This is a genomic window from Pseudomonas sp. 22082 (genome assembly GCF_052046055.1).
Taxonomy (GTDB): domain Bacteria; phylum Pseudomonadota; class Gammaproteobacteria; order Pseudomonadales; family Pseudomonadaceae; genus Aquipseudomonas; species Aquipseudomonas pharyngis.
This window is the reverse complement of record NZ_JBQEQB010000011.1, coordinates 41,644-61,713: the sequence shown is the minus strand read 5'-3', so window position 1 is coordinate 61,713 and position 20,070 is coordinate 41,644. Positions and strand designations below refer to the sequence as shown.

The following is a 20,070-nucleotide window of genomic DNA, read 5'->3' as shown; positions in this document are numbered from 1 at the left end:
GCGATTGCCGCGCTTAGTTGGCAGCTGCCTTGTTGGTCGCTCGCTCTTTGGCCACCAGTTGGTCAGCCAGTTTCAGCGCCTGTTCGGCACCGCCGGCAGAGCCGATGTCGAAGCGGTACTTACCGTTGACGATCATGGTTGGAACACCGGAGATTTCATACTTCTTGGCCAGTTCGCGGGCTTTCACGATTTGCCCTTTGATGGCGAACGAATCGAAGGTCGCCAGGAACTTATCCTTGTCCACGCCTTGAGTGGCGAGGAAGTCGGCCATGTCGTTCTTGTCGGTCAGCTTCTTGTGTTCTTTCTGGATGGCGTTGAATACGGCAGCGTGCACATTGTGCTCGACGCCCATGGCTTCCAGCGTCAGGAACATCTGGCCATGAGCGTCCCACGGGCCACCGAACATCGCAGGAATGCGCACGAAGTTGACGTCGGACGGCAGTTTTTCAACCCACGGATTGATCACCGGCTCGAACGCGTAGCAGTGCGGGCAGCCATACCAGAACAGCTCGACCACTTCGATCTTGCCAGGCACGGCGACCGGTACCGGGTTGCTCAGTTCGACGTAAGGGGCAGCAGGGGCTTCGGCGGCCTGGGCGGTCACGCCGAACAGGCTGGCAGCGACGAGGGCGGCGCTGATGATCAGATTACGCATGCTTTACTCCTGGACAATTTTGGTCGCCTCGCGCGACCTGTTTTCAGACAGATCCTGGCGGGCATGAGTTCTGTAGTGTAACGGCAGCGGCCACAAAAAAGGGCGGCCAAAGCCACCCTTTTTATACTTCGTGCAACGGATTAATCGAGCGTTAACGTGGCAGGCGTTTGCCATCGCACTCGACGCTCGAATCGCGCGTCTTAGTGCAGGCCCTGAATGTAGCTGGAGACTGCCGCGATGTCTTCGTCGCTCAGCTTACGGGCGATGGTGCGCATGGTCATTGCGTCGCCGTCGTTGTTGCGACCGGCTTCTTCCTTGCGGAAATCGGTCAGCTGCTTGGCGATGTACTGAGCGTGTTGGCCACCCAGGTGCGGGAAGCCGGCGGCTGCGTTGCCGGCGCCGTTCGGCGAGTGGCAACCGGTGCAGGCTGGCAGGCCTTTCTCGATATTGCCGCCACGGAACAGGGCTTCACCGCGAGCGACGATCTTCGGATCGGCGGCGCCGACGCTGCCTTTCTGGCTGGCGAAGTAGGCGGCGATATCGGCCAGGTCCTGATCGCTCAGGTTGGTCAGCAGGCCGGTCATTTCCAGAACGGTGCGCTTGCCCGACTTGATGTCGTGCAATTGCTTGGTCAGGTAGCGTTCACCCTGTCCGGCCAGCTTTGGAAAGTTTGGCGCCATGCTGTTGCCATCCGGGCCATGGCAGGCGCCGCATACGGCGGCTTTTGCCTGGCCTGCGGCTGCATCACCGGCAGCATGGGCGAAGCCTGAGATTCCCACGGTCAACAGCAGACTCACGATCAGTTTGTTCATCAGCTAATCCAACTACGGCTAAGGGTTAAGAGTTATGGACCGGGCTTACTCTCGCTCATCCAGAGGATGAGGGCCTGGTAATCCTCGGCACTGCAGTCCATGCACAAACCACGCGGCGGCATCGCCTTGAAACCCTGGGTCACGTGTTGCACCAGCGTCTCCATACCTTTCGCCAACCTCGGCGTCCAAGCTGCCTGATCGCCTCTTTTGGGCGCCATGGGTAGTTGGCCGGAATGACAGGCTCCACAAACACGGTTGTACACGGCTTCCGGATCCTGTGTAGCCTGTGCGCTGTAAAGCGGCATCAAGACTCCGGCAGCCAGCAGCCATTTCGTCATAAAACGACCTTTTCAGGGTTGAGAGCGTTCTGCGTTCTAATGCGCAATCAAGGTCTGTCGCTCTCGTGAACTTCATCCTTCGCTGGGACAAAGCACACACAAAATCTGCGGCATTATATACTGGCGTCACTGAAACGGAAGCGACACCGCGTTCCGCGCCTAATCCCGGCGCCGCCCACATCGGAAATCCCATGCAACTCAAGAATCCCATCCTCGGCCTGTGCCAACAGTCCACGTTCATGCTCAGTGCCGCCAAAGTCGATCAGTGCCCCGACGACGAAGGCTTCGAAGTGGCGTTCGCCGGTCGTTCCAACGCCGGTAAATCCAGCGCGCTGAACACCCTGACTCACGCCAGCCTGGCGCGCACCTCGAAAACACCGGGTCGCACACAGCTGTTGAACTTCTTCAAGCTAGACGATGAACGGCGTCTGGTCGACCTCCCGGGCTACGGTTATGCAAAAGTACCGATCCCGCTCAAGCAGCACTGGCAGCGTCACCTCGAGGCTTACCTCGGTGGCCGCGAGAGTTTGAAGGGTTTGATTCTGATGATGGACATCCGTCATCCAATGACCGACTTCGACCTGCTGATGCTGGACTGGGCCGTTGCCGCCGGCATGCCGATGCACATCCTGCTGACCAAGGCCGACAAACTGACCTACGGCGCAGCCAAGAACACGCTGCTCAAGGTGCAGTCGGAAATCCGTAAGGGGTGGGGTGATCAAGTGACGATCCAGCTGTTCTCCGCCCCAAAACGCATGGGGCTGGAAGAGGCCTACACTGTGTTGGCAGGCTGGATGGAACTGGCAGACAAAGGCGCTGAATTGCCTGCTGAGTAAATCGCAGGCAAAAAAAGCCCCGGACTTCATATGGGGAGGGAGAAGTTCCGGGGTTTAAGTTCCGAACCGCTAGGGCGGGGTTCAGATATCTGCCAACACTTAACACAACATAGGAGCATCGAAGGGCTTCACCAGCCATTCAGTATCTCTGAGTGCCCTGGCGCAAGATTAGTTCAGAATCTTTTCAAAAAACTTTGGAATAAGCTCAAGAACGATCAGACCTAAGCGTTTTTCGATGCCTTGCCGCGACGCTCTGTCGCGGCAAAACCCCGCCCCAGAGGCCTCAGTGCGCCTCGTCCCAGTTGTTGCCAACCCCCACTTCCACCAGCAACGGCACGTCCAGTTTCGCCGCTTCGCTCATGTGCACGCGAATTTCTTCGCGAACCTGATCGACCAGATCCTCGCGAACCTCCAGCACCAGTTCGTCGTGCACCTGCAGGATGACTCTGGCGTCCAGCCCCGAAGCGCTCAGCCAGTTGTCCACCGCCACCATGGCTTTCTTGATGATGTCTGCTGCGGTGCCTTGCATCGGCGCGTTGATCGCTGTGCGTTCGGCGGCAGCGCGTTCCTGCGGCTTGTTCGAGTTGATTTCCGGCAGATACAGACGACGACCGAAGATCGTTTCCACGAAGCCTTGGTCCGCTGCCTGCGCGCGGGTGCGATCCATGTATTCACGAACGCCCGGGTAACGCGCGAAGTAGGTTTCGATGTAGGCCTTGGCGGTCTTGGTGTCGACGCCGATGTCCTTGCCCAGCTTCTGCGCGCCCATGCCGTAGATCAGGCCGAAGTTGATCGCCTTGGCGCTGCGGCGCTGGTCGGACGTCACTTCGTTGAGCTCGACCTTGAATACTTCGGCCGCGGTGGCGGTGTGCACGTCCAGGTTGTTGCGGAACGCATTCATCAGCCCTTCGTCGCGGGACAGGTGCGCCATGATCCGCAATTCGATCTGCGAGTAGTCCGCCGCCAGCAGTTTGTAGCCTTTCGGCGCGACGAACGCCTGACGGATGCGTCGGCCTTCGGCGGTGCGCACCGGGATGTTCTGCAGATTCGGATCGCTCGACGACAGGCGACCGGTCGATGCCACAGCCTGATGGTACGAAGTGTGGATACGCCCGGTGCGTGGGTTGATCTGCTCCGGCAGGCGATCGGTGTAGGTGCTTTTCAGCTTGCTCATGGAACGGTGTTCCATGAGCACTTTCGGCAAGCGGTGATCGTCTTCGGCCAGTTTCGCCAACACTTCTTCGGCGGTGGACGGCTGGCCCTTGGCGGTTTTTTTCAGCACCGGCAGGCCGAGCTTTTCGTAGAGGATCACGCCCAGTTGCTTTGGCGAGCCGAGGTTGAATTCTTCACCGGCGATCTCGAAGGCTTCACGTTCCAGCGCGACCATCTTGTTGCCCAGCTCAATGCTCTGAATGCCGAGCAGGTCAGCGTCGACGAACGCGCCCTGGCGCTCGATGCGAGCGAGCACCGGCACCAGCGGGATCTCGATGTCGGTCAGCACGCTGGCCAGGCTCGGGATGGCGCTGAGTTTTTCGAACAGGGTCTGGTGCAGGCGCAGGGTCACGTCGGCATCTTCGGCGGCATACGGCCCGGCCTGCTCCAGAGCGATCTGGTCGAAGGTCAGCTGCTTGGCGCCTTTGCCGGCGATGTCCTGGAAGCTCACGGTGGTGTGGTCCAGGTATTTCTGCGCCAGGCTGTCCATGTCGTGACGGGTGGCGGTGGAGTTGAGCACGTAGGACTCAAGCATCGTGTCGAAGGCAATCCCGCGCACGGTGATGCCTTCGTTCTGGTCGCCACCGATGGCGCAGTTGGCCAGGATGTTCATGTCGAACTTGGCGTGCTGGCCGACCTTGAGTTTGTTCGGATCTTCAAGGATCGGCTTGAGTGCGCGCAGCACGGTGTCGCGATCCAGCTGCTCCGGCACGCCGATGTAGGAATGGGTCAGCGGGATGTACGCCGCTTCGTTGGCCTGTACCGCGAAGGAAAGCCCGACCAGTTGCGCCTGCTGCGCGTCGATGCCGGTGGTTTCGGTGTCGAAGGCGAACAGCTTGGCGTTCTTCAGCTTTTCCAGCCAGACGTCGAATCGCGCCTGGTCGAGGATGGTTTCGTAAGCGGCTTCAGCGGATGTTGCAGGCGCTTCGGCTTCTGGCGCGCTGAACAGATCGCCGGCCGGCGCAGGCTCGGCGGCAGCGCTCAGTTCCTGGCGCTTGGCATCGCGATCCAGGTCATTCAGCCAGCTCTTGAACTCCAGCAGGGTGTACAGCTCGTAAAGTTTGGCCGGGTCTTCCGGACCCATTTGCAGGTCGTCGAGGCCGATGTCCAGCGGCACGTCGACCTTGATGGTCGCCAGTTGATAGGAGAGGAAGGCCATCTCCTTGTGCTCTTCGAGCTTGGCCGGCAGGGTCTTGGCGCCACGGATCGGCAGGGTCGGCACGATGTCGAGTTGCGCGTACAGCTCGGTCAGACCGCCGTTGACGCCCACCAGCAGGCCGGAAGCGGTTTTCGGGCCGATGCCCGGAACGCCGGGAATGTTGTCGGAAGAATCGCCCATCAGGGCCAGATAATCGATGATCTGCTCCGGAGCGACGCCGAATTTCTCCTTCACGCCCTCCACGTCCATCGAACTACCGGACATGGTATTGACCAAGGTAATGTGGCCGTCGACCAGTTGCGCCATGTCCTTGTCGCCGGTGGAGATGATCACCGGACGGTCGGCGGCTGCGCTGCTGCGGGCCAGGGTGCCGATCACGTCATCGGCCTCGACGCCTTCGACGCACAGCAGCGGGAATCCGAGGGCGATCACGCTCTGGTGCAGCGGCTCGATCTGCACGCGCATGTCGTCAGGCATGCTCGGGCGGTTGGCCTTGTATTCGGCGTACATCTCATCGCGAAATGTCCCACCCTTGGCGTCGAACACCACGGCGAACGGGCTGTCCGGATACTGCTTGCGCAGGCTCTTGAGCATGTTCAGCACGCCTTTGACCGCACCGGTCGGCAGGCCTTTGGAGGTGGTCAGCGGTGGCAGCGCGTGAAAGGCGCGGTACAGGTAAGACGAACCGTCCACCAGGACGAGGGGGGCTTGGCTCATGAGTAGAATCAACCTTTTCGGCGGGCCCGGCGCTAGAATAGCGGGACCGTTGACGACAAAGGGACAAGGTTATCATGCGTACGTTAAATCGCTTGCTGCTGGTCAGTCTGATTGCTGTCTCACCGCTGGCCGCGATCGCGGCGGATGATGCGCCATCATCGGAGCCGGAAGTTACCATCAGCACGCATACGGAAGGCGACAAGGTCATTCAGGAATACAGCCGGAGTGGATTCGTGTACGCGATCAAGGTCACACCGAAGGGCGGCAAACCCTATTTCCTGGTGCGCGCCGATGGTACGGACGCGAACTACATCCGGTCCGACCAGCCGGATATGCTGATTCCGTCGTGGGAAATCTTTACCTGGAAGTAAGTTTCCTGACTTTTAATCGGCGCCGTTTGATGGCGGCGCCAGAACTGAGCAGTTTTTAACCATGTCTGTGTTCACCCCCCTGGCTCGGCCCGAGCTGGAAACCTTTCTCGCCCCTTACGGGCTCGGCCGTCTGCTCGATTTCCAGGGGATCGCCGCCGGCAGCGAAAACACCAACTTCTTCATCAGCATGGAACAGGGCGAGTTCGTCCTGACCCTGGTCGAACGTGGCCCGGTGCAGGAAATGCCGTTCTTCATCGATCTGCTCGACGTGCTGCACGAAGCCGATCTGCCGGTGCCTTACGCGCTGCGCACCACCGACGGCGTGGCCCTGCGCGAGCTGAAAGGCAAACCGGCGCTGCTGCAACCGCGCCTGGCCGGCAAGCACATCAAGCAGGCCAATGCCCAGCATTGCGCGCAGGTCGGTGACTTGCAGGCGCATCTGCACCTGGCGACCCAGGGCGACAACATGATCAAGCGCAAGACCGATCGTGGCCTGGACTGGATGCTGGAAGAGGGCACGCAGTTCCTTTCGCACCTGAGCGAGCAGCCGCGCGCGTTGCTGCAAAAGTCTCTGGATGAAATCACCCAACAGAAAGAGAAAATTCTCGCGCTGCCTCGGGCAAACATTCACGCCGACCTGTTTCGCGACAACGCGATGTTCGAAGGCACGCACCTGACCGGGCTGATCGACTTCTACAACGCCTGCTCCGGGCCGATGCTCTATGACGTGGCGATTGCCCTGAACGACTGGTGTTCCGATGACGAAGGCCTGATCGACGGCCCGCGTGCGCGGGCGTTCCTCGGTGCCTACGCGGCATTGCGACCTTTCACGGCGGCCGAGGCCGAGCTGTGGCCGACCATGCTGCGAGTGGCGTGTGTGCGGTTCTGGCTGTCGCGGTTGATCGCGGCGGAATCGTTCGCCGGGCAGGACGTGCTGATTCACGATCCGAAAGAGTTCGAGCAGCGGCTGGCGCAGCGTCAGCAGGTCAGTACACCGCTACCTTTCGCCCTGTAAAAAAACCGCAGCCTGTACAGGCTGCGGTTTTTTTGTATCAGAGCGATTCCAGGCAACCCGCCAGATCATTCCCCAGCTTCTCCAGCACTTGCTCATAACCCTGAGCCGTCGCTGGCGTGTATCCGCCCAGCGCATCCAACTCCGCCAGCTTCACCGGCAGGCCCGCCACCAAGGTCTCGGCCAAACGTGGACGCAGCGGCGGCTCACTGAACACGCACGTCTTGCCGACTTCCTGCAAACGCGTACGCATCGCCGCCACATGCTGGGCCCCCGGCTGCACTTCCGCCGCAACGCTGAACACGCCGGCGTGTTTCAAACCGTAGGCCTCTTCGAAGTAGTCGAAGGCTTCGTGGAAGACGAAGTAGGGTTTGCCTTCAACACTGGCCAGGCGTTTCTTCAAACGCTGATCCAGTGCATCCAGACGCTCATCGAACGCCTTGGCATTGCTCTGATAGCGCTCGGCATTGGCCGGGTCGGCGGCACTCAGGTCAGCGGCCATTTTGTCGGCAATAACCCGCGCGTTCACCGGCGATAGCCACAAATGCGCATCGAGACTGCCCGGGCGATGGTCGTGGTCATGTTCGTCGGCTTCTTCAGCGTGGGAATGGTTGTCCGCAGCGAAGCGGCGCAGCTTCATGCCCGGCAAGTCCTGCACGGCGACGCTCGGCAGCGTACGACCATTCAGCACGCGTGGCAGGAAACCTTCCATGTCCGGGCCGATCCAGTACAGCAGGTCCACCGATTGCACCTTGCGCACGTCGGACGGTCGCAATGCGTAGTTATGCGGCGAAGCGCCCGGTGGCAGCAGCACTTCCGGAATCGCCACGCCGTCCTGCACCGCGGCGGCAATCAGTTGCAGGGGCTTGATGCTGGTGAGAACTCTGACCTCGGCCTGAGCCGGACCGATCAGCAGAAAACCGGTGATGAATACGACAAAAACAGAAAAAAGTCGGGACACGATGACCACTCAATGAGGCGAGAACGGGTAACATAATAACGTCTCTAACCAAACTCGTCGCCGCTCATGCCTATTACACCGATTGCCAGCCGTCCCCACGACCACTCGCACTGCGTTCACAGCGCGCTGTCCGAGGCCGATGCCCTGTGTGCACAGAAAGGCCTGCGCCTGACCGCGTTGCGCCGGCGGGTACTGGAACTGGTCTGGCAGAGCCACAAGCCGCTGGGCGCCTACGACATTCTGGCGGTGCTCAGCGAGCAGGACGGCCGCCGCGCCGCGCCGCCGACCGTATACCGGGCGCTGGATTTCCTGCTGGAAAACGGTCTGGTGCACCGCATTTCCTCGCTCAACGCCTTCGTTGGCTGTGTTCACCCGAAACATTCGCACCAGGGCCAGTTCCTGATTTGCCGCGAATGCCATGCCGCCATCGAACTTGAGCAAAAAACCATCAGCGATGCGATTGTCCACAGCGCCAAGGACGTCGGCTTCATCGTCGAGGCCCAGACCGTCGAAGTGGTTGGCCTCTGCTCCGGCTGCCGGGGGGCTTGATGAGCGATGCGCTGATCCGTCTGGAGCAGGTAGCGGTCCGGTTTGCCGGGCAGAACGTGCTGGACAACATTCACCTGAGCGTCGAACCGGGGCAGATCGTCACCCTGATCGGCCCCAACGGCGCCGGCAAAACCACGCTGGTCCGCGCCGTGCTCGGGCTGTTGAAACCCGACAGCGGCAGCGTCTGGCGCAAGCCGAAACTGCGCGTCGGCTACATGCCGCAAAAACTTCACGTCGATCCGACCTTGCCGCTGTCAGTGCTGCGCTTCCTGCGGCTGGTGCCGGGCGTCGATCGCCCGCGTGCGCTGGCGGCACTCAAGGAAGTCGGCGCCGAGCACGTCATCGACAGCCCGGTGCAAAGTGTTTCCGGCGGTGAAATGCAGCGCGTGCTGCTGGCCCGTGCCTTGTTGCGCGAGCCGGAACTGCTGGTGCTCGACGAGCCGGTGCAGGGCGTCGATGTCGCCGGGCAAGCCGAGCTGTACAGCCTGATCACCCGCCTGCGTGACCGTCATGGCTGCGGCGTGCTGATGGTGTCCCACGATCTGCATCTGGTCATGAGCACCACCGATCAGGTGGTGTGCCTCAACCGTCACGTCTGCTGCTCCGGGCATCCCGAGCAGGTCAGTGGCGATCCGGCCTTCGTCGAGCTGTTCGGCAACAACGCGCCGAGCCTGGCGATCTATCACCACCATCATGACCACGCCCACGACCTGCACGGTTCGGTGGTCAAAGGGCCTTTGACGGGCCAACCTCACGTTCACGGAGATAGCTGCAAGCATGGCTGATTTTCTGTTCTACGCCCTGCTTGCAGGTCTGGCGCTGGCGGTGGTCGCGGGGCCGCTGGGCTCGTTCGTGGTCTGGCGGCGCATGGCCTATTTTGGCGACACGCTGTCCCACGCCGCGCTGCTCGGCGTGGCGCTGGGCTTTCTGCTGGATGTCAGCCCGACCGTCGCGGTGACTGTGGGCTGCCTGCTGCTGGCAGTGCTGCTGGTGACCTTGCAACAGCGCCAGCCGCTGGCGTCCGACACACTGTTGGGCATTCTTGCACCGAGCACGCTCTCTCTCGGGCTGGTGGTACTAAGCTTCATGCATGAAGTGCGGATCGACCTGATGGCCTATCTGTTCGGCGACCTGCTGGCAATCAGCCCGACCGATCTGGCGTGGATCCTCGGCGGCAGCGCGGTGGTGCTGGTGTTGCTGGTGACGCTGTGGCGCCCGCTGCTGGCGATCACCGTGCACGAAGAGCTGGCCAGAGTCGAAGGTCTGCCGGTGGCCGGTTTGCGCATGGCGCTGATGCTGTTGATCGCAGTCGTGATCGCAGTGGCGATGAAAATCGTCGGTGTGTTGCTGATCACGTCGCTGTTGATCATCCCGGCGGCTGCGGCACAACGTCACGCCCGTTCGCCGGAGCAGATGGCACTGGGCGCGAGTGTGCTGGGCATGCTCGCCGTGTGTGGCGGGCTGGCGTTGTCGTGGTTCAAGGACACCCCGGCCGGCCCGTCAATCGTTGTGACGGCGGCCGCACTGTTTCTGCTGAGTTTTGTTCTGCCCCGTCGAGGGGTGTAGACTTGCTCGTTTTTTGCGCAAATAGAGAGTCGCAGGAATGAAGCCGTTCGCCTCCCGTTATCTGCTCCTTGTGGCCTTTTCAGTGCTGCTGGGCGCCTGCCAAAGCACGCCACCGGTGGCCGAAGTCCCCGATGCGCGGGCCACGGCCATCGCACAGCTGGAGCAAAGCCTGGCCAGCAGCGAACTGGCCACTGCCGAAGACCAATTGGCAGCCTTGCAGGCCGAAACCCCCAACGATCAATCCCTTGAGCAATACCAGCGCCAGTTGGCCGAGGCCTATCTGCGCCGCAGCCAGATCGTCCTGCAAAAGGGCGATGTGAATGCGGCCGCGACCGCGTTGGCCCGTGCCCGCGTGCTGATGCCCAAGGCCCCGGCACTGACCGGTGGCGTCAATGGCGCGATCACCGAAGCGCGCAAGGCCGAGCTGGAGAAAGCCGAAGCAGCGCTGCAGGCCGCTGAAGCCAAGCCGAAAGCCAAGGTGATCGATCCGACTGCCGAAAGCACCACGGTTGCGCTGAATATCACTGATAGCCGCAAACTTCGCCGCCAACTGGATGCGATCGCCGCCGATGTGGTGAATTATGACTGTGCGGTGAGCATTCAGGCTCCGCGCACCAATGATTACCCGTGGCTGGCGACGTTGATCACCAAGCGCGTTAAGAAGCTCGATCCGGATTTCGATCTGCAAATCAAGAAGCAGATCCTACGCAGCGTTCCCGCTCAAGTGGTTTTGAGTCCTCGTAAACCATAAAAAATCGCGAGCAGGCTCGCTCCCACAGGTACAACATGATTCCTGTGGGAGCGGGCTTGCTCGCGAAGGCGTCCTTTCAGTCAACCAGCAACCTTAAGCTGGAATGGCCTTGGCCTTAGGCTCCCGATCCCAGACCCGATGCTGCCCGATCGCCGCAAAGAACGGCTGGGTCAACGCCTGCACATCCTTGCCTTCGATCAACCCCGCATCCGCCTCCAGTTTCAGCACATCCAGCAACTGTTTGGCCTCGCCATGCAGCGCAATCGCCTTCAAGTGCTTGTACGCCTCCAGCAGGTAATGCAACGCCACGCCGTCACCGCTCAACGTTTTGACCGACGCCGCGCCACCCGGCACGAACACCGCATCGAACGCCACAGAAGGCAAACCTTCCATCGACGCATCCACCGCCAGGCTTTTGCCATCGGCGGTTTTCACCGGCGCCGAGGTCGGGCCGAGCAGTTTGGCGTGCGCACCTTCTGCCGCCAGCGCCTGCTTCATCGCATCAATCGCCGCACCATCGACGCCGTTGGCCGCCAGGATCGCGACTTTTCGGGTCTTGATGTTCTCCGGCAGCAGGTTGGCCTGACTCAGCGCCGGCGAGCGATCCAGTGATGTTTTCGGCACGTCCACGGTGCCTTTGCCTGGCGCTGGCAGACCCAGGTTGGCCGCCACGCGTTTGGCCAGGTCCAGATCGATGTTGGCGAGAATCTCGTTCACTTCCCGCGCCCGGATGAACTCACGCTCGACCTTGCCCAGTTCGAAACTGTAGGCGGCGATGATGTGCTCCTTTTCGTGCGGGCTCATGCTGTTGAAGAACAGCCGCGCCTGGGAGAAGTGGTCGCTGAACGACTCGCTGCGCTGACGGATCTTGTTGGCGTCGATACGTTCCGGGTAGCTCTCGAAGCCGCCGTCCTGCGCGGCCGGTGGCGTCTCTTTCGGCCAACCGCCATCGATGGAATTGGGTTCATACGAGGCACGGCCCTTGTCGATCACTGTACGGTGCTGGGCATCGCGCTGGCCATTGTGGAACGGTGCTACCGGGCGGTTGATCGGCAGCTCATGAAAGTTCGGCCCGCCGAGTCGGCTGATCTGCGTGTCGGTGTAAGAAAACAGCCGACCTTGCAGCAGCGGGTCATTGGAGAAGTCGATCCCCGGCACGATATGGCCGGGGCAGAACGCGACCTGCTCGGTTTCGGCGAAGAAGTTGTCCGGGTTGCGGTTGAGGGTCATCTTGCCCAGCGGCGTGATCGGAACGATTTCTTCGGGAATCAGTTTGGTCGGGTCGAGGACGTCGAAATCGAAGTCGTGCTCGTTTTCCTCTTCGATGACCTGAACGCCGAGTTCCCATTCCGGGTAGTCACCCATTTCGATGGCTTCCCAGAGATCGCGCCGATGGTAGTCGGTGTCTTTACCCGCGAGTTTTTGCGCCTCGTCCCATACCAGCGAACAAGTGCCGGCAGTAGGGCGCCAGTGGAATTTGACGAAGCGCGATTTGCCCTCGGCATTGATCAGCCGGAAGGTGTGCACGCCGAAGCCCTGCATGCTGCGCAGGCTTTTCGGGATGGCCCGGTCGGACATGGCCCAGATCACCATGTGCGCCGATTCCGGCACCAAGGACACGAAGTCCCAGAAGGTGTCGTGGGCCGAGCCGCCGGTAGGGATCTCGTTATGCGGTTCGGGTTTCACCGCGTGGACGAAGTCAGGAAACTTGATCGCGTCCTGAATGAAGAACACCGGCATGTTGTTGCCGACCAGATCGAAGTTGCCTTCTTCGGTGAAGAACTTCACAGCAAAACCGCGCACGTCACGGACGGTGTCGCCGGAGCCGCGCGGCCCCTGGACCGTGGAAAAGCGCACGAACACCGGAGTTTTCTTCCCCGGATCCTGCAGGAAACCGGCCTTGGTCAGCGCCGCATGGTTCTCGTAGCTTTGAAAGAATCCATGGGCGCCGGTGCCGCGGGCGTGAACGATGCGCTCGGGAATCCGTTCATGGTCAAAGTGCGTGATCTTCTCACGCATGATGAAGTCTTCCAGCAGCGACGGCCCGCGAGCCCCGGCCTTGAGGGTGTTCTGGTTATCAGCAATTTTCACGCCCTGGTTGGTGCGCAGGGCCTGACCGGTAGCGTCGGAGCGAAACTTTTCCAGGCTGTCGAGTTTGGCGTTGGTATTGGCGCGATCCGGGGTATCGGTGCCGGCCAGTTGGCTTTTGTCATCGGCAGGTTTCTTGGTACTCATCAGTCATGAACTCCTGTTTGTCCCGGGATTGCTCCGGGACGCTTGAGTGTTTCCCAGGCACGGCACCCAGGGTTTTCAAGTCGCTTAAGTAGTGACTAACGAGGGTTTCGGGCGTTCCTTTTTTATGACCTTTGATCCTGTTATTGCCAAATCGAAGGTTATTTGCGAAATAAATGCTAAGAACCTCTATACGGACAGGCTAAAATGCGCGCCCGGCTAACCGCTGATCCTTTTCCAACGCGCCCCACAAGGTTCGCTACGTGATCGAGTTTCAAAACGTCCATAAGACTTACCGCGTCGCCGGTAAGGACATCACCGCGCTGCACCCGACCAGCTTCTCCATCGAGAACGGTCAGGTGTTCGGCCTGATTGGCCATTCCGGCGCGGGAAAAAGTACCCTGCTGCGTCTGATCAATCGCCTGGAGCAATCCAGTGGCGGCAAGATCATCGTCGACGGCGAAGAAGTCACCGCGCTGGACGCCAACGGCCTGCGCCGTTTCCGTCAGCAGGTCGGGATGATCTTCCAGCACTTCAACCTGTTGGCGTCCAAGACCGTGGCCGACAACGTCGCGCTGCCGCTGACCCTGGCCGGTGAACTGTCCCGCGCCGAGATCGACCAGCGTGTGGCCGAGTTGCTGGCGCGGGTCGGTCTGTCCGATCACGCCAAAAAGTACCCGGCGCAGCTGTCCGGCGGTCAGAAGCAGCGTGTCGGCATCGCCCGCGCCCTGGCGACCAAACCGAAGATCCTGCTGTGCGACGAAGCCACCAGCGCCCTCGACCCGCAGACCACGGCGTCGGTCCTGCAACTGCTGGCCGAGATCAACCGCGAGCTGAAGCTGACCATCGTCCTGATCACCCACGAGATGGATGTGATCCGCCGCGTGTGCGATCAGGTCGGCGTGATGGATGCCGGTGTGATTGTCGAGCAAGGTTCGGTAGCCGATGTGTTCCTGCATCCGAAACACCCGACCACCAAGCGCTTTGTTCAGGAAAGCGAGCAGATCGACGAAAGCGAGCAGCGCGATGACTTCGCTCACGTGCCGGGCCGCATCGTGCGTCTGACCTTCCAGGGCGAAGCGACCTACGCGCCGTTGCTCGGTACCGTCGCCCGGGAAACCGGTGTGGACTACAGCATCCTGGCCGGTCGTATCGACCGCATCAAAGACATTCCTTACGGGCAATTGACCCTCGCCGTCACCGGTGGCGACATGGAAGCGGCGTTCGCCCGCTTCACCGCCGCTGACGTTCATATGGAGGTGTTGCGCTAATGGAAGACCTGATGAGTTTCTTCACCAATATCGACTGGTACGAAATCTGGCTCGCAACCGGCGACACCATGATGATGCTCGGCGGTTCGCTGCTGTTCACCGTGCTGCTCGGCCTGCCGCTGGGCGTGCTGTTGTTCCTGTGCAGCCCACGCCAGTTGCTCGAAGCCAAAGGCGTGTACGCCTTGCTGTCGCTGGTGGTGAACATCCTGCGTTCGCTGCCGTTCATTATTCTGTTGATCGTGATGATCCCGTTCACCGTGCTGATCACCGGCACCTCGCTGGGCGTGGCCGGTGCGATTCCACCGCTGGTGGTAGGTGCAACGCCGTTCTTCGCGCGGCTGGTGGAAACCGCCCTGCGTGAAGTCGATCGCGGCATCATCGAAGCGACCCAGTCGATGGGCGCGACCACTCGCCAGATCATCATGAACGCTTTGCTGCCGGAGGCCCGTCCAGGCATCTTCGCAGCGATTACGGTGACGGCGATTACACTGGTTTCCTACACGGCGATGGCCGGGGTGGTCGGTGCCGGTGGCCTGGGTGACCTGGCGATCCGTTTCGGTTACCAGCGGTTCCAGACCGACGTGATGATCGTTACCGTGGTGTTGCTGCTGATTCTGGTGCAAGTGCTGCAAATGGTCGGCGACCGACTGGTCGTGCACTTCTCGCGCAAATAACCGGTTTTGTAATGACATGAGCCGGCCATTCGCTGGCAGGCGCCAGACGGGCGCCGTAAAAAGGAGTTAGCTGAATGAAAAAACTGATCGTTGCCCTGGCTGCCGTTGCAGCGTTCTCGGCCCACGCCGACGAAACCCTGACCGTTGCTGCCACTCCGGTACCGCACGCGGAAATCCTCGAATTCGTGAAGCCGGCTCTGGCCAAAGAAGGCGTGGATCTGAAGGTCAAGGTCTTCACCGACTACGTACAGCCGAACGTCCAGGTGGCCGAGAAGCGTCTGGACGCCAACTTCTTCCAGCACCAGCCGTACCTCGATGAGTTCAACAAGGCCAAGGGCACCAGCCTGGTGTCCGTGACCGGCGTGCACCTGGAACCGCTGGGCGCCTACTCCAGCAAGTTCAAGAAAATCGAAGAGCTGCCAAGCGGCGCCAACGTGGTGATCCCGAACGACGCCACCAACGGCGGCCGTGCGCTGTTGTTGCTGGCCAAGGCCGGCGTGATCACCTTGAAGGATCCGACCAACATCCTGTCGACCGTCAAGGACATCGCCCAGAACCCGAAAGACCTGAAAATCCGTGAACTGGAAGCCGCGACCATCCCGCGCGTGCTGACCCAGGTCGATCTGGCGCTGATCAACACCAACTACGCGCTGGAAGCCAAGCTCGATCCATCCAAGGACGCGCTGGTCATCGAAGGCAGCGACTCGCCTTACGTGAACATCCTGGTGTCCCGCGCGGACAACAAGGACAGCGATGCCATGAAGAAACTGGCCGCTGCGCTGCACAGCCCGGAAGTGAAGAAATTCATCACCGAGAAGTACAAAGGCGCGGTGCTGCCGGCGTTCTGATTCGGACGCCGCAACGAAAAAGGGGACGCCATTGGCGTCCCCTTTTTTTGTGCCCAAAACACAGCCCCTGTGGGTGCGGGCTTGCCCGCGAAAGCGGTGGGTCAGATAAACATAGGTCGACTGACACACCGCATTCGCGAGCAAGCCCGCTTCCATATTGGAACAGTGCTGTTCTTACTTGCGGTTGAGCATAATCGGGAGTTGCGCCACCAGCTTGGCATTATTCAACGGCGCCCGAATAAACCCGCGCTGTGTCCCGTCCGGCCCGATCACCGCCAGGTTGCCGCTGTGATCCACCGTGTAATTCGGCTTGCTGGTGTCCGCCGGAATGAACGGAATGCTCACCGCGTTCGCCATCTTCTGCAGCTCGTCGATGGACTTTGGTGTCAGGCCGATGAACTGTGGATCGAAGTAGCCCAGGTACTGTTTCAACTGCGCAGGGTTATCGCGGTTCGGGTCGACGCTGACCAGCACGATCTGCAACTTGTCCACGGCATCCTTCGGCAGTTCGCTCTTGATCTGGCGCAGCTGGGCGAGGGTGGTCGGGCAGATGTCCGGGCAGAAGGTATAGCCGAAGAACAGCAGGCTCCACTTGCCCTTGAGCTCGTTGATCGTAACCGGTTGGCCGTCCTGATTGGTCATCGTCACGTCCGGCAGGTTGCGGCTCTGCGGCAGCAGGATGATGCCGGCGTCGATCAGTGCGGTCGGGTCGCCCTGGCCCTTGCCGCTCAGCACTTTGTTGACGGTCAGGCCGAGGATCAGCGCGATCACGGCGACGAGGATGAAGACGGTTTTCTGTGTTCGAGTCATAGGTTCAACAGTAAGTAGTGGTCTACGAGCAGGGCGATGAACAGCAGAAACAAGTACCAGATAGAGTACTTGAAGGTGTTGATCGCCGCGTGCGGCCGGGTGCCACGGTACAGCACCACGGCCCATTGCAGAAACCTGGCGCCCAGCCCGAGCGCGCAGATCAGGTACAGCAGGCCGCTCATGTGGATCACGTACGGCAACAGGCTGACCGCCAGCAGGGCGAAGGTGTACAGCAGAATGTGCACCTTGGTGTAGTGCTCGCCATGGGTGACCGGCAGCATCGGAATGTCGGCCTTGGCGTATTCCTCTTTGCGATGGATGGCCAGCGCCCAGAAGTGCGGCGGGGTCCAGGCGAAGATGATCAGCACCAGCAGCAGCGGTTCGGCGCTGACGTGGCCGGTGGCGGCGGTCCAGCCGAGCAGTGGTGGCGCGGCGCCGGCGAGGCCACCGATGACGATGTTCTGCGGCGTCGCGCGTTTGAGGAAACCGGTGTAGATCACCGCGTAGCCGAGCAGCGAGGCCAGGGTCAGCCAGGCAGTCAGCGGGTTGGTGAAAGTCAGCAGCAAGGCCTGGCCGAGCAGCGCCAGCACCAGCGCAAAGGTCAGTGCCGCCGTGGGCGAAACCCGGCCCTCCGCCAGCGGCCGTTTATGGGTGCGGGCCATGACCGCATCGATGCGCCGGTCCACCACGTGATTGACCGCCGCCGCGCCACCGGCACACAACGCGATCCCCAGGTTGCCGAACACCAGCACCGTCCACGGCACCCCGGCGCGGGTCGCGAGGAACATGCCGACCAGCGAGGTGATCAGCATCAGCACCACGACTTTCGGTTTGGTCAGCTCCAGGTAATCACGCCACAGCGCCTGCGCCGGACGTTCGCCGATCAGAATCGCCATGGCGTCTCTCCTTTAATAGTGATGGGCGCCGCCGAGTGTTTACGCGGGCTCAGGCGCCAGCGCGCGATCATCGGCTGCTTGACCCGAACCAGACTGGTCCGCGCGTGATAGTTGACCAGCACCATCGTCAGCAGCAGCGCTGCACCGCCGGCGTTATGCGCCACGGCCACCGGCAGCGGCAGATGGAACAGCACGTTGCTGATGCCGAGGGTGATCTGCGCGCCGAGGGCGATCAGCACCAGCCCGGCCAGTCGTGTCATGCCCACCACTTTCAGTTGCCAGGCCAGACCGAGCAGGACGACCGTCACCAGCAGCGCGCCGATGCGGTGGGTCAGGTGAATCGCCGTGCGTGCATCGCTGTCGAGTTGCCCGCCCAGGTAATTGGGGCCGATGTGTTGGGTCAGGTGAAAGCCGTTGGCGAAATCCGCCGGCGGCAGCCATTGGCCGTGGCAGGTCGGGAAGTCGATGCAGGCCACCGCCGCGTAGTTGGAACTGACCCAGCCGCCGAGGGCAATCTGGCCGATCACCAACAGCAATCCGGCAGTCGCCCAATATTGCAGACGCTTGGGCACGGTCAGCGCCGGCAGCACGCCGGACAGTCGCAACGTCAGCAGAAACAGCAGGCTCAGGGTCGCGAAGCCACCGAGCAAATGCCCGGTCACCACTTGCGGCCAGAGTTTGAGCGTCACCGTCCACATGCCGAACGCTGCCTGGGCGAACACCACCGCCAGCAGAAACAGCGGCAGTTTCAGCGGTTGCCCGGGATGACGACGATTGACCCACGCGCGCCCGGCCAACACCGAGATCAGCAGGCCGAGGGTGCCGGCGAAGTAGCGGTGGATCATCTCGTTCCAGCCTTTGTGCGCCTCCACTGGCGAGTCGGGGTAATGCAGTTCGGCATGGGCCAGCTGGGCTTCGCTTTTCGGCACGCTGATGAATCCGTAGCAGCCCGGCCAGTCCGGACAGCCGAGGCCGGCATGGGTCAGGCGGGTGTAGGCGCCGAGCAGCACGACGATCAGTGCCAGCAGGGTGGCAAACAGCGCGAGGCGAAATCCAGGTTTGGCCATGACGATGCCCTTATCCGATGTTCGACAGTTTCAGCAGGTGGCGCAGGTCGTTGAGCAGATCCTTGCCCTTGACGCTCGGGTCGTAACGCAGCACGAGGTTGCCGTGGGGGTCGATGATCCACAGCTGCGGTGTGGCCTTGTCGCCCGTGGCCTTGCTGAAGGTGGCTGCGTCCAGCGGGTAGCGTTGCAGCTGCGGATATTCGCGGGTCAGCTTGGCTTCGTAGTCGGCAGCCAACGGTTGTGCAGCGGCCAGGGCGTGGCTGGCGCGCCCGGCTTCGCGGCCCAGGCCGATCTGGATCTGCCGCGCCAGGTACACCAGTTGCTGGCAGTCCACCGCGCAATCCTTCGGTGCGGTAACCAGCATCTGCCAGCGCGTTTCGTCAGCCTGGATGCCAAGGTCGGCGCGGGTCTGGCCGTTGCCGATCAGTTCGCCGTGGTAGCTGCGACCTTCCGGCACCCAGAACTGCAACTTGTACATGCCGGTGGCGAGGATCATCGGACCGACCACGCCGAGCACGATCAGCAGCAGCTGGATGCGTCCGCGACGGCGACTGGCCGGGACTTTCGTTTCAGACATGCTGGGTGGATTCATGGCCGCTCCCATGGTGTTTCTCCTTTGCGTTGTGCCAGCCGAGATAGAGGTAGAGACCGAGCAGGGCGGTGGCCATGGCGAACCACTGCACGGCGTAACCGAGGTGTTTTTCCGGGCCCATCGCGACCACCGGCCAGTCGGCCTGATAGCTGGCGGGGCCGGGTTCGGCGCGTAATTCGTAGGCGAAGCCGTCGCGTTCGAGGGTTTTCCACAACTTCGCGGGGTCGATGGCGGTGACGGTTTGCGGCCAGGTGCTGCTGACCGGATCGGCATGCAGCTGGAAGGTGGCGCCGGGGGCGACATACACCCAGGCATCGACATTCACGGCATCGGTCGGGGTGTTGAATTGCGGTGCCGTGCGCCGGTCCGGCCACGGCAGCCAGCCGCGATTGACCAGCAGCCACTGGCCGCTGCGCTGATCCTGAAACGGTTGCAGCAATTCGACACCGACCTTGCCGTTGCGCTGACGGTTGTCCAGCAACAGGCTGTGGGCGGCATCGAACTGGCCGTGCAGATGCACCCGGCGAAAGGCCGGATCGGCGCTGTGCAGCAACTCGGTGCTGGCCATCGGTTCGGCGGCGCGGCGTTCGGCGTAGCTGGCGAGCAGGGCGGTTTTCTCCGCGCCCCGGCCCAGTTGCCAGAAGCCCAGCGAAATCAGCAACGGCAGCAGCAGGCCGACCACCAGTGTCGGCACCACGCCCGGCCGGAAGCGCTTCATGGTCGCGCCAGAAAATCAGTCAG

At 61.5% G+C, this 20,070-nt stretch carries 21 protein-coding genes; 10 read left to right on the top strand and 11 right to left on the bottom strand.

The genetic code is table 11. The features are described from left to right. Nucleotides 1–13: 13 nt before the first annotated feature. From ACTJK9_RS14840 to ACTJK9_RS14830, 3 genes are all read right to left on the bottom strand, one after another. Nucleotides 14–655: a thiol:disulfide interchange protein DsbA/DsbL gene (locus ACTJK9_RS14840; protein ID WP_007954043.1), complete on the bottom strand. Its 642-nt coding sequence runs from the start codon at nucleotides 653–655 to the stop codon at nucleotides 14–16. Nucleotides 656–855: 200 nt separating this feature from the next. Continuing rightward, the gene (locus ACTJK9_RS14835; protein WP_085612514.1) at nucleotides 856–1,467 is read right to left on the bottom strand and encodes a c-type cytochrome; all 612 of its coding nucleotides are present in this window, start codon (nucleotides 1,465–1,467) and stop codon (nucleotides 856–858) included. A 32-nt stretch (nucleotides 1,468–1,499) separates the two neighbouring features. Then, entirely contained in the window at nucleotides 1,500–1,805 is a 306-nt protein-coding gene (locus tag ACTJK9_RS14830) for a c-type cytochrome (protein WP_041475093.1), read from the bottom strand. A 191-nt stretch (nucleotides 1,806–1,996) separates the two neighbouring features. On the opposite strand from ACTJK9_RS14830, the gene yihA reads away from it, so the two are divergent. Next, complete coding sequence (gene yihA, locus ACTJK9_RS14825) at nucleotides 1,997–2,641, top strand: ribosome biogenesis GTP-binding protein YihA/YsxC (protein ID WP_011331778.1); 645 nt, start codon at nucleotides 1,997–1,999, stop codon at nucleotides 2,639–2,641. 283 nt (nucleotides 2,642–2,924) lie between these two features. Here yihA and polA read toward each other — a convergent pair whose 3' ends face one another. Further along, complete coding sequence (gene polA / locus ACTJK9_RS14820; protein WP_440814589.1) at nucleotides 2,925–5,729, bottom strand: DNA polymerase I; 2,805 nt, start codon at nucleotides 5,727–5,729, stop codon at nucleotides 2,925–2,927. A gap of 74 nt (nucleotides 5,730–5,803) precedes the next feature. On the opposite strand from polA, the gene ACTJK9_RS14815 reads away from it, so the two are divergent. Together ACTJK9_RS14815 and ACTJK9_RS14810 are read left to right on the top strand one after the other, a co-directional pair. Then, the gene (locus ACTJK9_RS14815; protein WP_011331780.1) at nucleotides 5,804–6,100 is read left to right on the top strand and encodes a DUF2782 domain-containing protein; all 297 of its coding nucleotides are present in this window, start codon (nucleotides 5,804–5,806) and stop codon (nucleotides 6,098–6,100) included. A 61-nt stretch (nucleotides 6,101–6,161) separates the two neighbouring features. After that, nucleotides 6,162–7,115 carry a homoserine kinase gene (locus ACTJK9_RS14810; protein WP_085612516.1) on the top strand — a complete coding sequence of 318 codons (954 nt, stop codon included), beginning with the start codon at nucleotides 6,162–6,164 and terminating at the stop codon, nucleotides 7,113–7,115. A 37-nt stretch (nucleotides 7,116–7,152) separates the two neighbouring features. Here ACTJK9_RS14810 and ACTJK9_RS14805 read toward each other — a convergent pair whose 3' ends face one another. Next, nucleotides 7,153–8,082 carry a zinc ABC transporter substrate-binding protein ZnuA gene (locus tag ACTJK9_RS14805; protein WP_064592485.1) on the bottom strand — a complete coding sequence of 310 codons (930 nt, stop codon included), beginning with the start codon at nucleotides 8,080–8,082 and terminating at the stop codon, nucleotides 7,153–7,155. Nucleotides 8,083–8,139: 57 nt separating this feature from the next. Here ACTJK9_RS14805 and zur point away from each other — a divergent pair, with 57 nt between their 5' ends. The 4 genes from zur to ACTJK9_RS14785 are packed head-to-tail and all read left to right on the top strand — an operon-like array spanning nucleotide 8,140 to nucleotide 10,939. Next, nucleotides 8,140–8,622 (top strand): zinc uptake transcriptional repressor Zur, encoded by a 483-nt coding sequence (gene zur / locus ACTJK9_RS14800; protein WP_011331783.1) that lies wholly within the window; start codon nucleotides 8,140–8,142, stop codon nucleotides 8,620–8,622. Then, the gene (gene znuC / locus ACTJK9_RS14795) at nucleotides 8,622–9,407 is read left to right on the top strand and encodes a zinc ABC transporter ATP-binding protein ZnuC (RefSeq protein WP_039764852.1); all 786 of its coding nucleotides are present in this window, start codon (nucleotides 8,622–8,624) and stop codon (nucleotides 9,405–9,407) included. The genes zur and znuC overlap by 1 nt, the downstream gene beginning before the upstream one ends. Beyond that, complete coding sequence (gene znuB, locus ACTJK9_RS14790; protein ID WP_085612518.1) at nucleotides 9,400–10,188, top strand: zinc ABC transporter permease subunit ZnuB; 789 nt, start codon at nucleotides 9,400–9,402, stop codon at nucleotides 10,186–10,188. Before znuC ends, znuB begins: the two co-directional genes overlap by 8 nt. Nucleotides 10,189–10,225: 37 nt before the next feature. Continuing rightward, complete coding sequence (locus ACTJK9_RS14785; RefSeq protein ID WP_064592487.1) at nucleotides 10,226–10,939, top strand: PA5502 family lipoprotein; 714 nt, start codon at nucleotides 10,226–10,228, stop codon at nucleotides 10,937–10,939. A 93-nt stretch (nucleotides 10,940–11,032) separates the two neighbouring features. On the opposite strand, the gene katE is transcribed toward ACTJK9_RS14785, so the two are convergent. After that, nucleotides 11,033–13,174: a catalase HPII gene (gene katE / locus ACTJK9_RS14780; protein WP_440814582.1), complete on the bottom strand. Its 2,142-nt coding sequence runs from the start codon at nucleotides 13,172–13,174 to the stop codon at nucleotides 11,033–11,035. 260 nt (nucleotides 13,175–13,434) lie between these two features. Between katE and ACTJK9_RS14775 the strand changes: the two genes are divergently transcribed. From ACTJK9_RS14775 to ACTJK9_RS14765, 3 genes are all read left to right on the top strand, one after another. Then, nucleotides 13,435–14,442 (top strand): methionine ABC transporter ATP-binding protein, encoded by a 1,008-nt coding sequence (locus tag ACTJK9_RS14775; protein ID WP_007953999.1) that lies wholly within the window; start codon nucleotides 13,435–13,437, stop codon nucleotides 14,440–14,442. Beyond that, nucleotides 14,442–15,116: a methionine ABC transporter permease gene (locus tag ACTJK9_RS14770; RefSeq protein ID WP_007953997.1), complete on the top strand. Its 675-nt coding sequence runs from the start codon at nucleotides 14,442–14,444 to the stop codon at nucleotides 15,114–15,116. The genes ACTJK9_RS14775 and ACTJK9_RS14770 overlap by 1 nt, the downstream gene beginning before the upstream one ends. A gap of 74 nt (nucleotides 15,117–15,190) precedes the next feature. Further along, nucleotides 15,191–15,964: a MetQ/NlpA family ABC transporter substrate-binding protein gene (locus ACTJK9_RS14765; protein WP_085647188.1), complete on the top strand. Its 774-nt coding sequence runs from the start codon at nucleotides 15,191–15,193 to the stop codon at nucleotides 15,962–15,964. Nucleotides 15,965–16,138: 174 nt separating this feature from the next. Here ACTJK9_RS14765 and ACTJK9_RS14760 read toward each other — a convergent pair whose 3' ends face one another. The 5 genes from ACTJK9_RS14760 to ACTJK9_RS14740 are packed head-to-tail and all read right to left on the bottom strand — an operon-like array spanning nucleotide 16,139 to nucleotide 20,047. After that, nucleotides 16,139–16,774: an SCO family protein gene (locus tag ACTJK9_RS14760; protein WP_440814579.1), complete on the bottom strand. Its 636-nt coding sequence runs from the start codon at nucleotides 16,772–16,774 to the stop codon at nucleotides 16,139–16,141. Continuing rightward, nucleotides 16,771–17,670 carry a heme o synthase gene (gene cyoE, locus ACTJK9_RS14755; protein ID WP_085606403.1) on the bottom strand — a complete coding sequence of 300 codons (900 nt, stop codon included), beginning with the start codon at nucleotides 17,668–17,670 and terminating at the stop codon, nucleotides 16,771–16,773. Before cyoE ends, ACTJK9_RS14760 begins: the two co-directional genes overlap by 4 nt. Next, a complete protein-coding gene (locus ACTJK9_RS14750; RefSeq protein WP_440814577.1) occupies nucleotides 17,658–18,737 on the bottom strand; it encodes a COX15/CtaA family protein in 1,080 nt (359 codons plus the stop codon). The genes cyoE and ACTJK9_RS14750 overlap by 13 nt, the downstream gene beginning before the upstream one ends. Before the next feature lie 10 nt (nucleotides 18,738–18,747). Continuing rightward, on the bottom strand, nucleotides 18,748–19,341 hold the full coding sequence (locus ACTJK9_RS14745) for a hypothetical protein (RefSeq protein ID WP_064384047.1): 594 nt from the start codon (nucleotides 19,339–19,341) through the stop codon (nucleotides 18,748–18,750). Beyond that, nucleotides 19,307–20,047, bottom strand: a complete 741-nt coding sequence (locus ACTJK9_RS14740) for an SURF1 family protein (RefSeq protein ID WP_085612522.1) — start codon at nucleotides 20,045–20,047, stop codon at nucleotides 19,307–19,309. The genes ACTJK9_RS14745 and ACTJK9_RS14740 overlap by 35 nt, the downstream gene beginning before the upstream one ends. Nucleotides 20,048–20,070 lie beyond the last annotated feature (23 nt).

Coding starts and splice junctions, on each gene's coding strand:
- zur (WP_011331783.1), top strand. CDS start 8,140: ATGCCTATTACACCGATTGCCAGCCGTCCCCACGACCACTCGCACTGC.
- znuC (WP_039764852.1), top strand. CDS start 8,622: ATGAGCGATGCGCTGATCCGTCTGGAGCAGGTAGCGGTCCGGTTTGCC.
- ACTJK9_RS14765 (WP_085647188.1), top strand. CDS start 15,191: ATGAAAAAACTGATCGTTGCCCTGGCTGCCGTTGCAGCGTTCTCGGCC.
- ACTJK9_RS14770 (WP_007953997.1), top strand. CDS start 14,442: ATGGAAGACCTGATGAGTTTCTTCACCAATATCGACTGGTACGAAATC.
- znuB (WP_085612518.1), top strand. CDS start 9,400: ATGGCTGATTTTCTGTTCTACGCCCTGCTTGCAGGTCTGGCGCTGGCG.
- ACTJK9_RS14745 (WP_064384047.1), bottom strand. CDS start 19,341: ATGGGAGCGGCCATGAATCCACCCAGCATGTCTGAAACGAAAGTCCCG.
- ACTJK9_RS14840 (WP_007954043.1), bottom strand. CDS start 655: ATGCGTAATCTGATCATCAGCGCCGCCCTCGTCGCTGCCAGCCTGTTC.
- ACTJK9_RS14835 (WP_085612514.1), bottom strand. CDS start 1,467: ATGAACAAACTGATCGTGAGTCTGCTGTTGACCGTGGGAATCTCAGGC.
- ACTJK9_RS14760 (WP_440814579.1), bottom strand. CDS start 16,774: ATGACTCGAACACAGAAAACCGTCTTCATCCTCGTCGCCGTGATCGCG.
- ACTJK9_RS14785 (WP_064592487.1), top strand. CDS start 10,226: ATGAAGCCGTTCGCCTCCCGTTATCTGCTCCTTGTGGCCTTTTCAGTG.
- ACTJK9_RS14810 (WP_085612516.1), top strand. CDS start 6,162: ATGTCTGTGTTCACCCCCCTGGCTCGGCCCGAGCTGGAAACCTTTCTC.
- yihA (WP_011331778.1), top strand. CDS start 1,997: ATGCAACTCAAGAATCCCATCCTCGGCCTGTGCCAACAGTCCACGTTC.
- ACTJK9_RS14830 (WP_041475093.1), bottom strand. CDS start 1,805: ATGACGAAATGGCTGCTGGCTGCCGGAGTCTTGATGCCGCTTTACAGC.
- ACTJK9_RS14750 (WP_440814577.1), bottom strand. CDS start 18,737: ATGGCCAAACCTGGATTTCGCCTCGCGCTGTTTGCCACCCTGCTGGCA.
- ACTJK9_RS14740 (WP_085612522.1), bottom strand. CDS start 20,047: ATGAAGCGCTTCCGGCCGGGCGTGGTGCCGACACTGGTGGTCGGCCTG.
- katE (WP_440814582.1), bottom strand. CDS start 13,174: ATGAGTACCAAGAAACCTGCCGATGACAAAAGCCAACTGGCCGGCACC.
- ACTJK9_RS14815 (WP_011331780.1), top strand. CDS start 5,804: ATGCGTACGTTAAATCGCTTGCTGCTGGTCAGTCTGATTGCTGTCTCA.
- cyoE (WP_085606403.1), bottom strand. CDS start 17,670: ATGGCGATTCTGATCGGCGAACGTCCGGCGCAGGCGCTGTGGCGTGAT.
- polA (WP_440814589.1), bottom strand. CDS start 5,729: ATGAGCCAAGCCCCCCTCGTCCTGGTGGACGGTTCGTCTTACCTGTAC.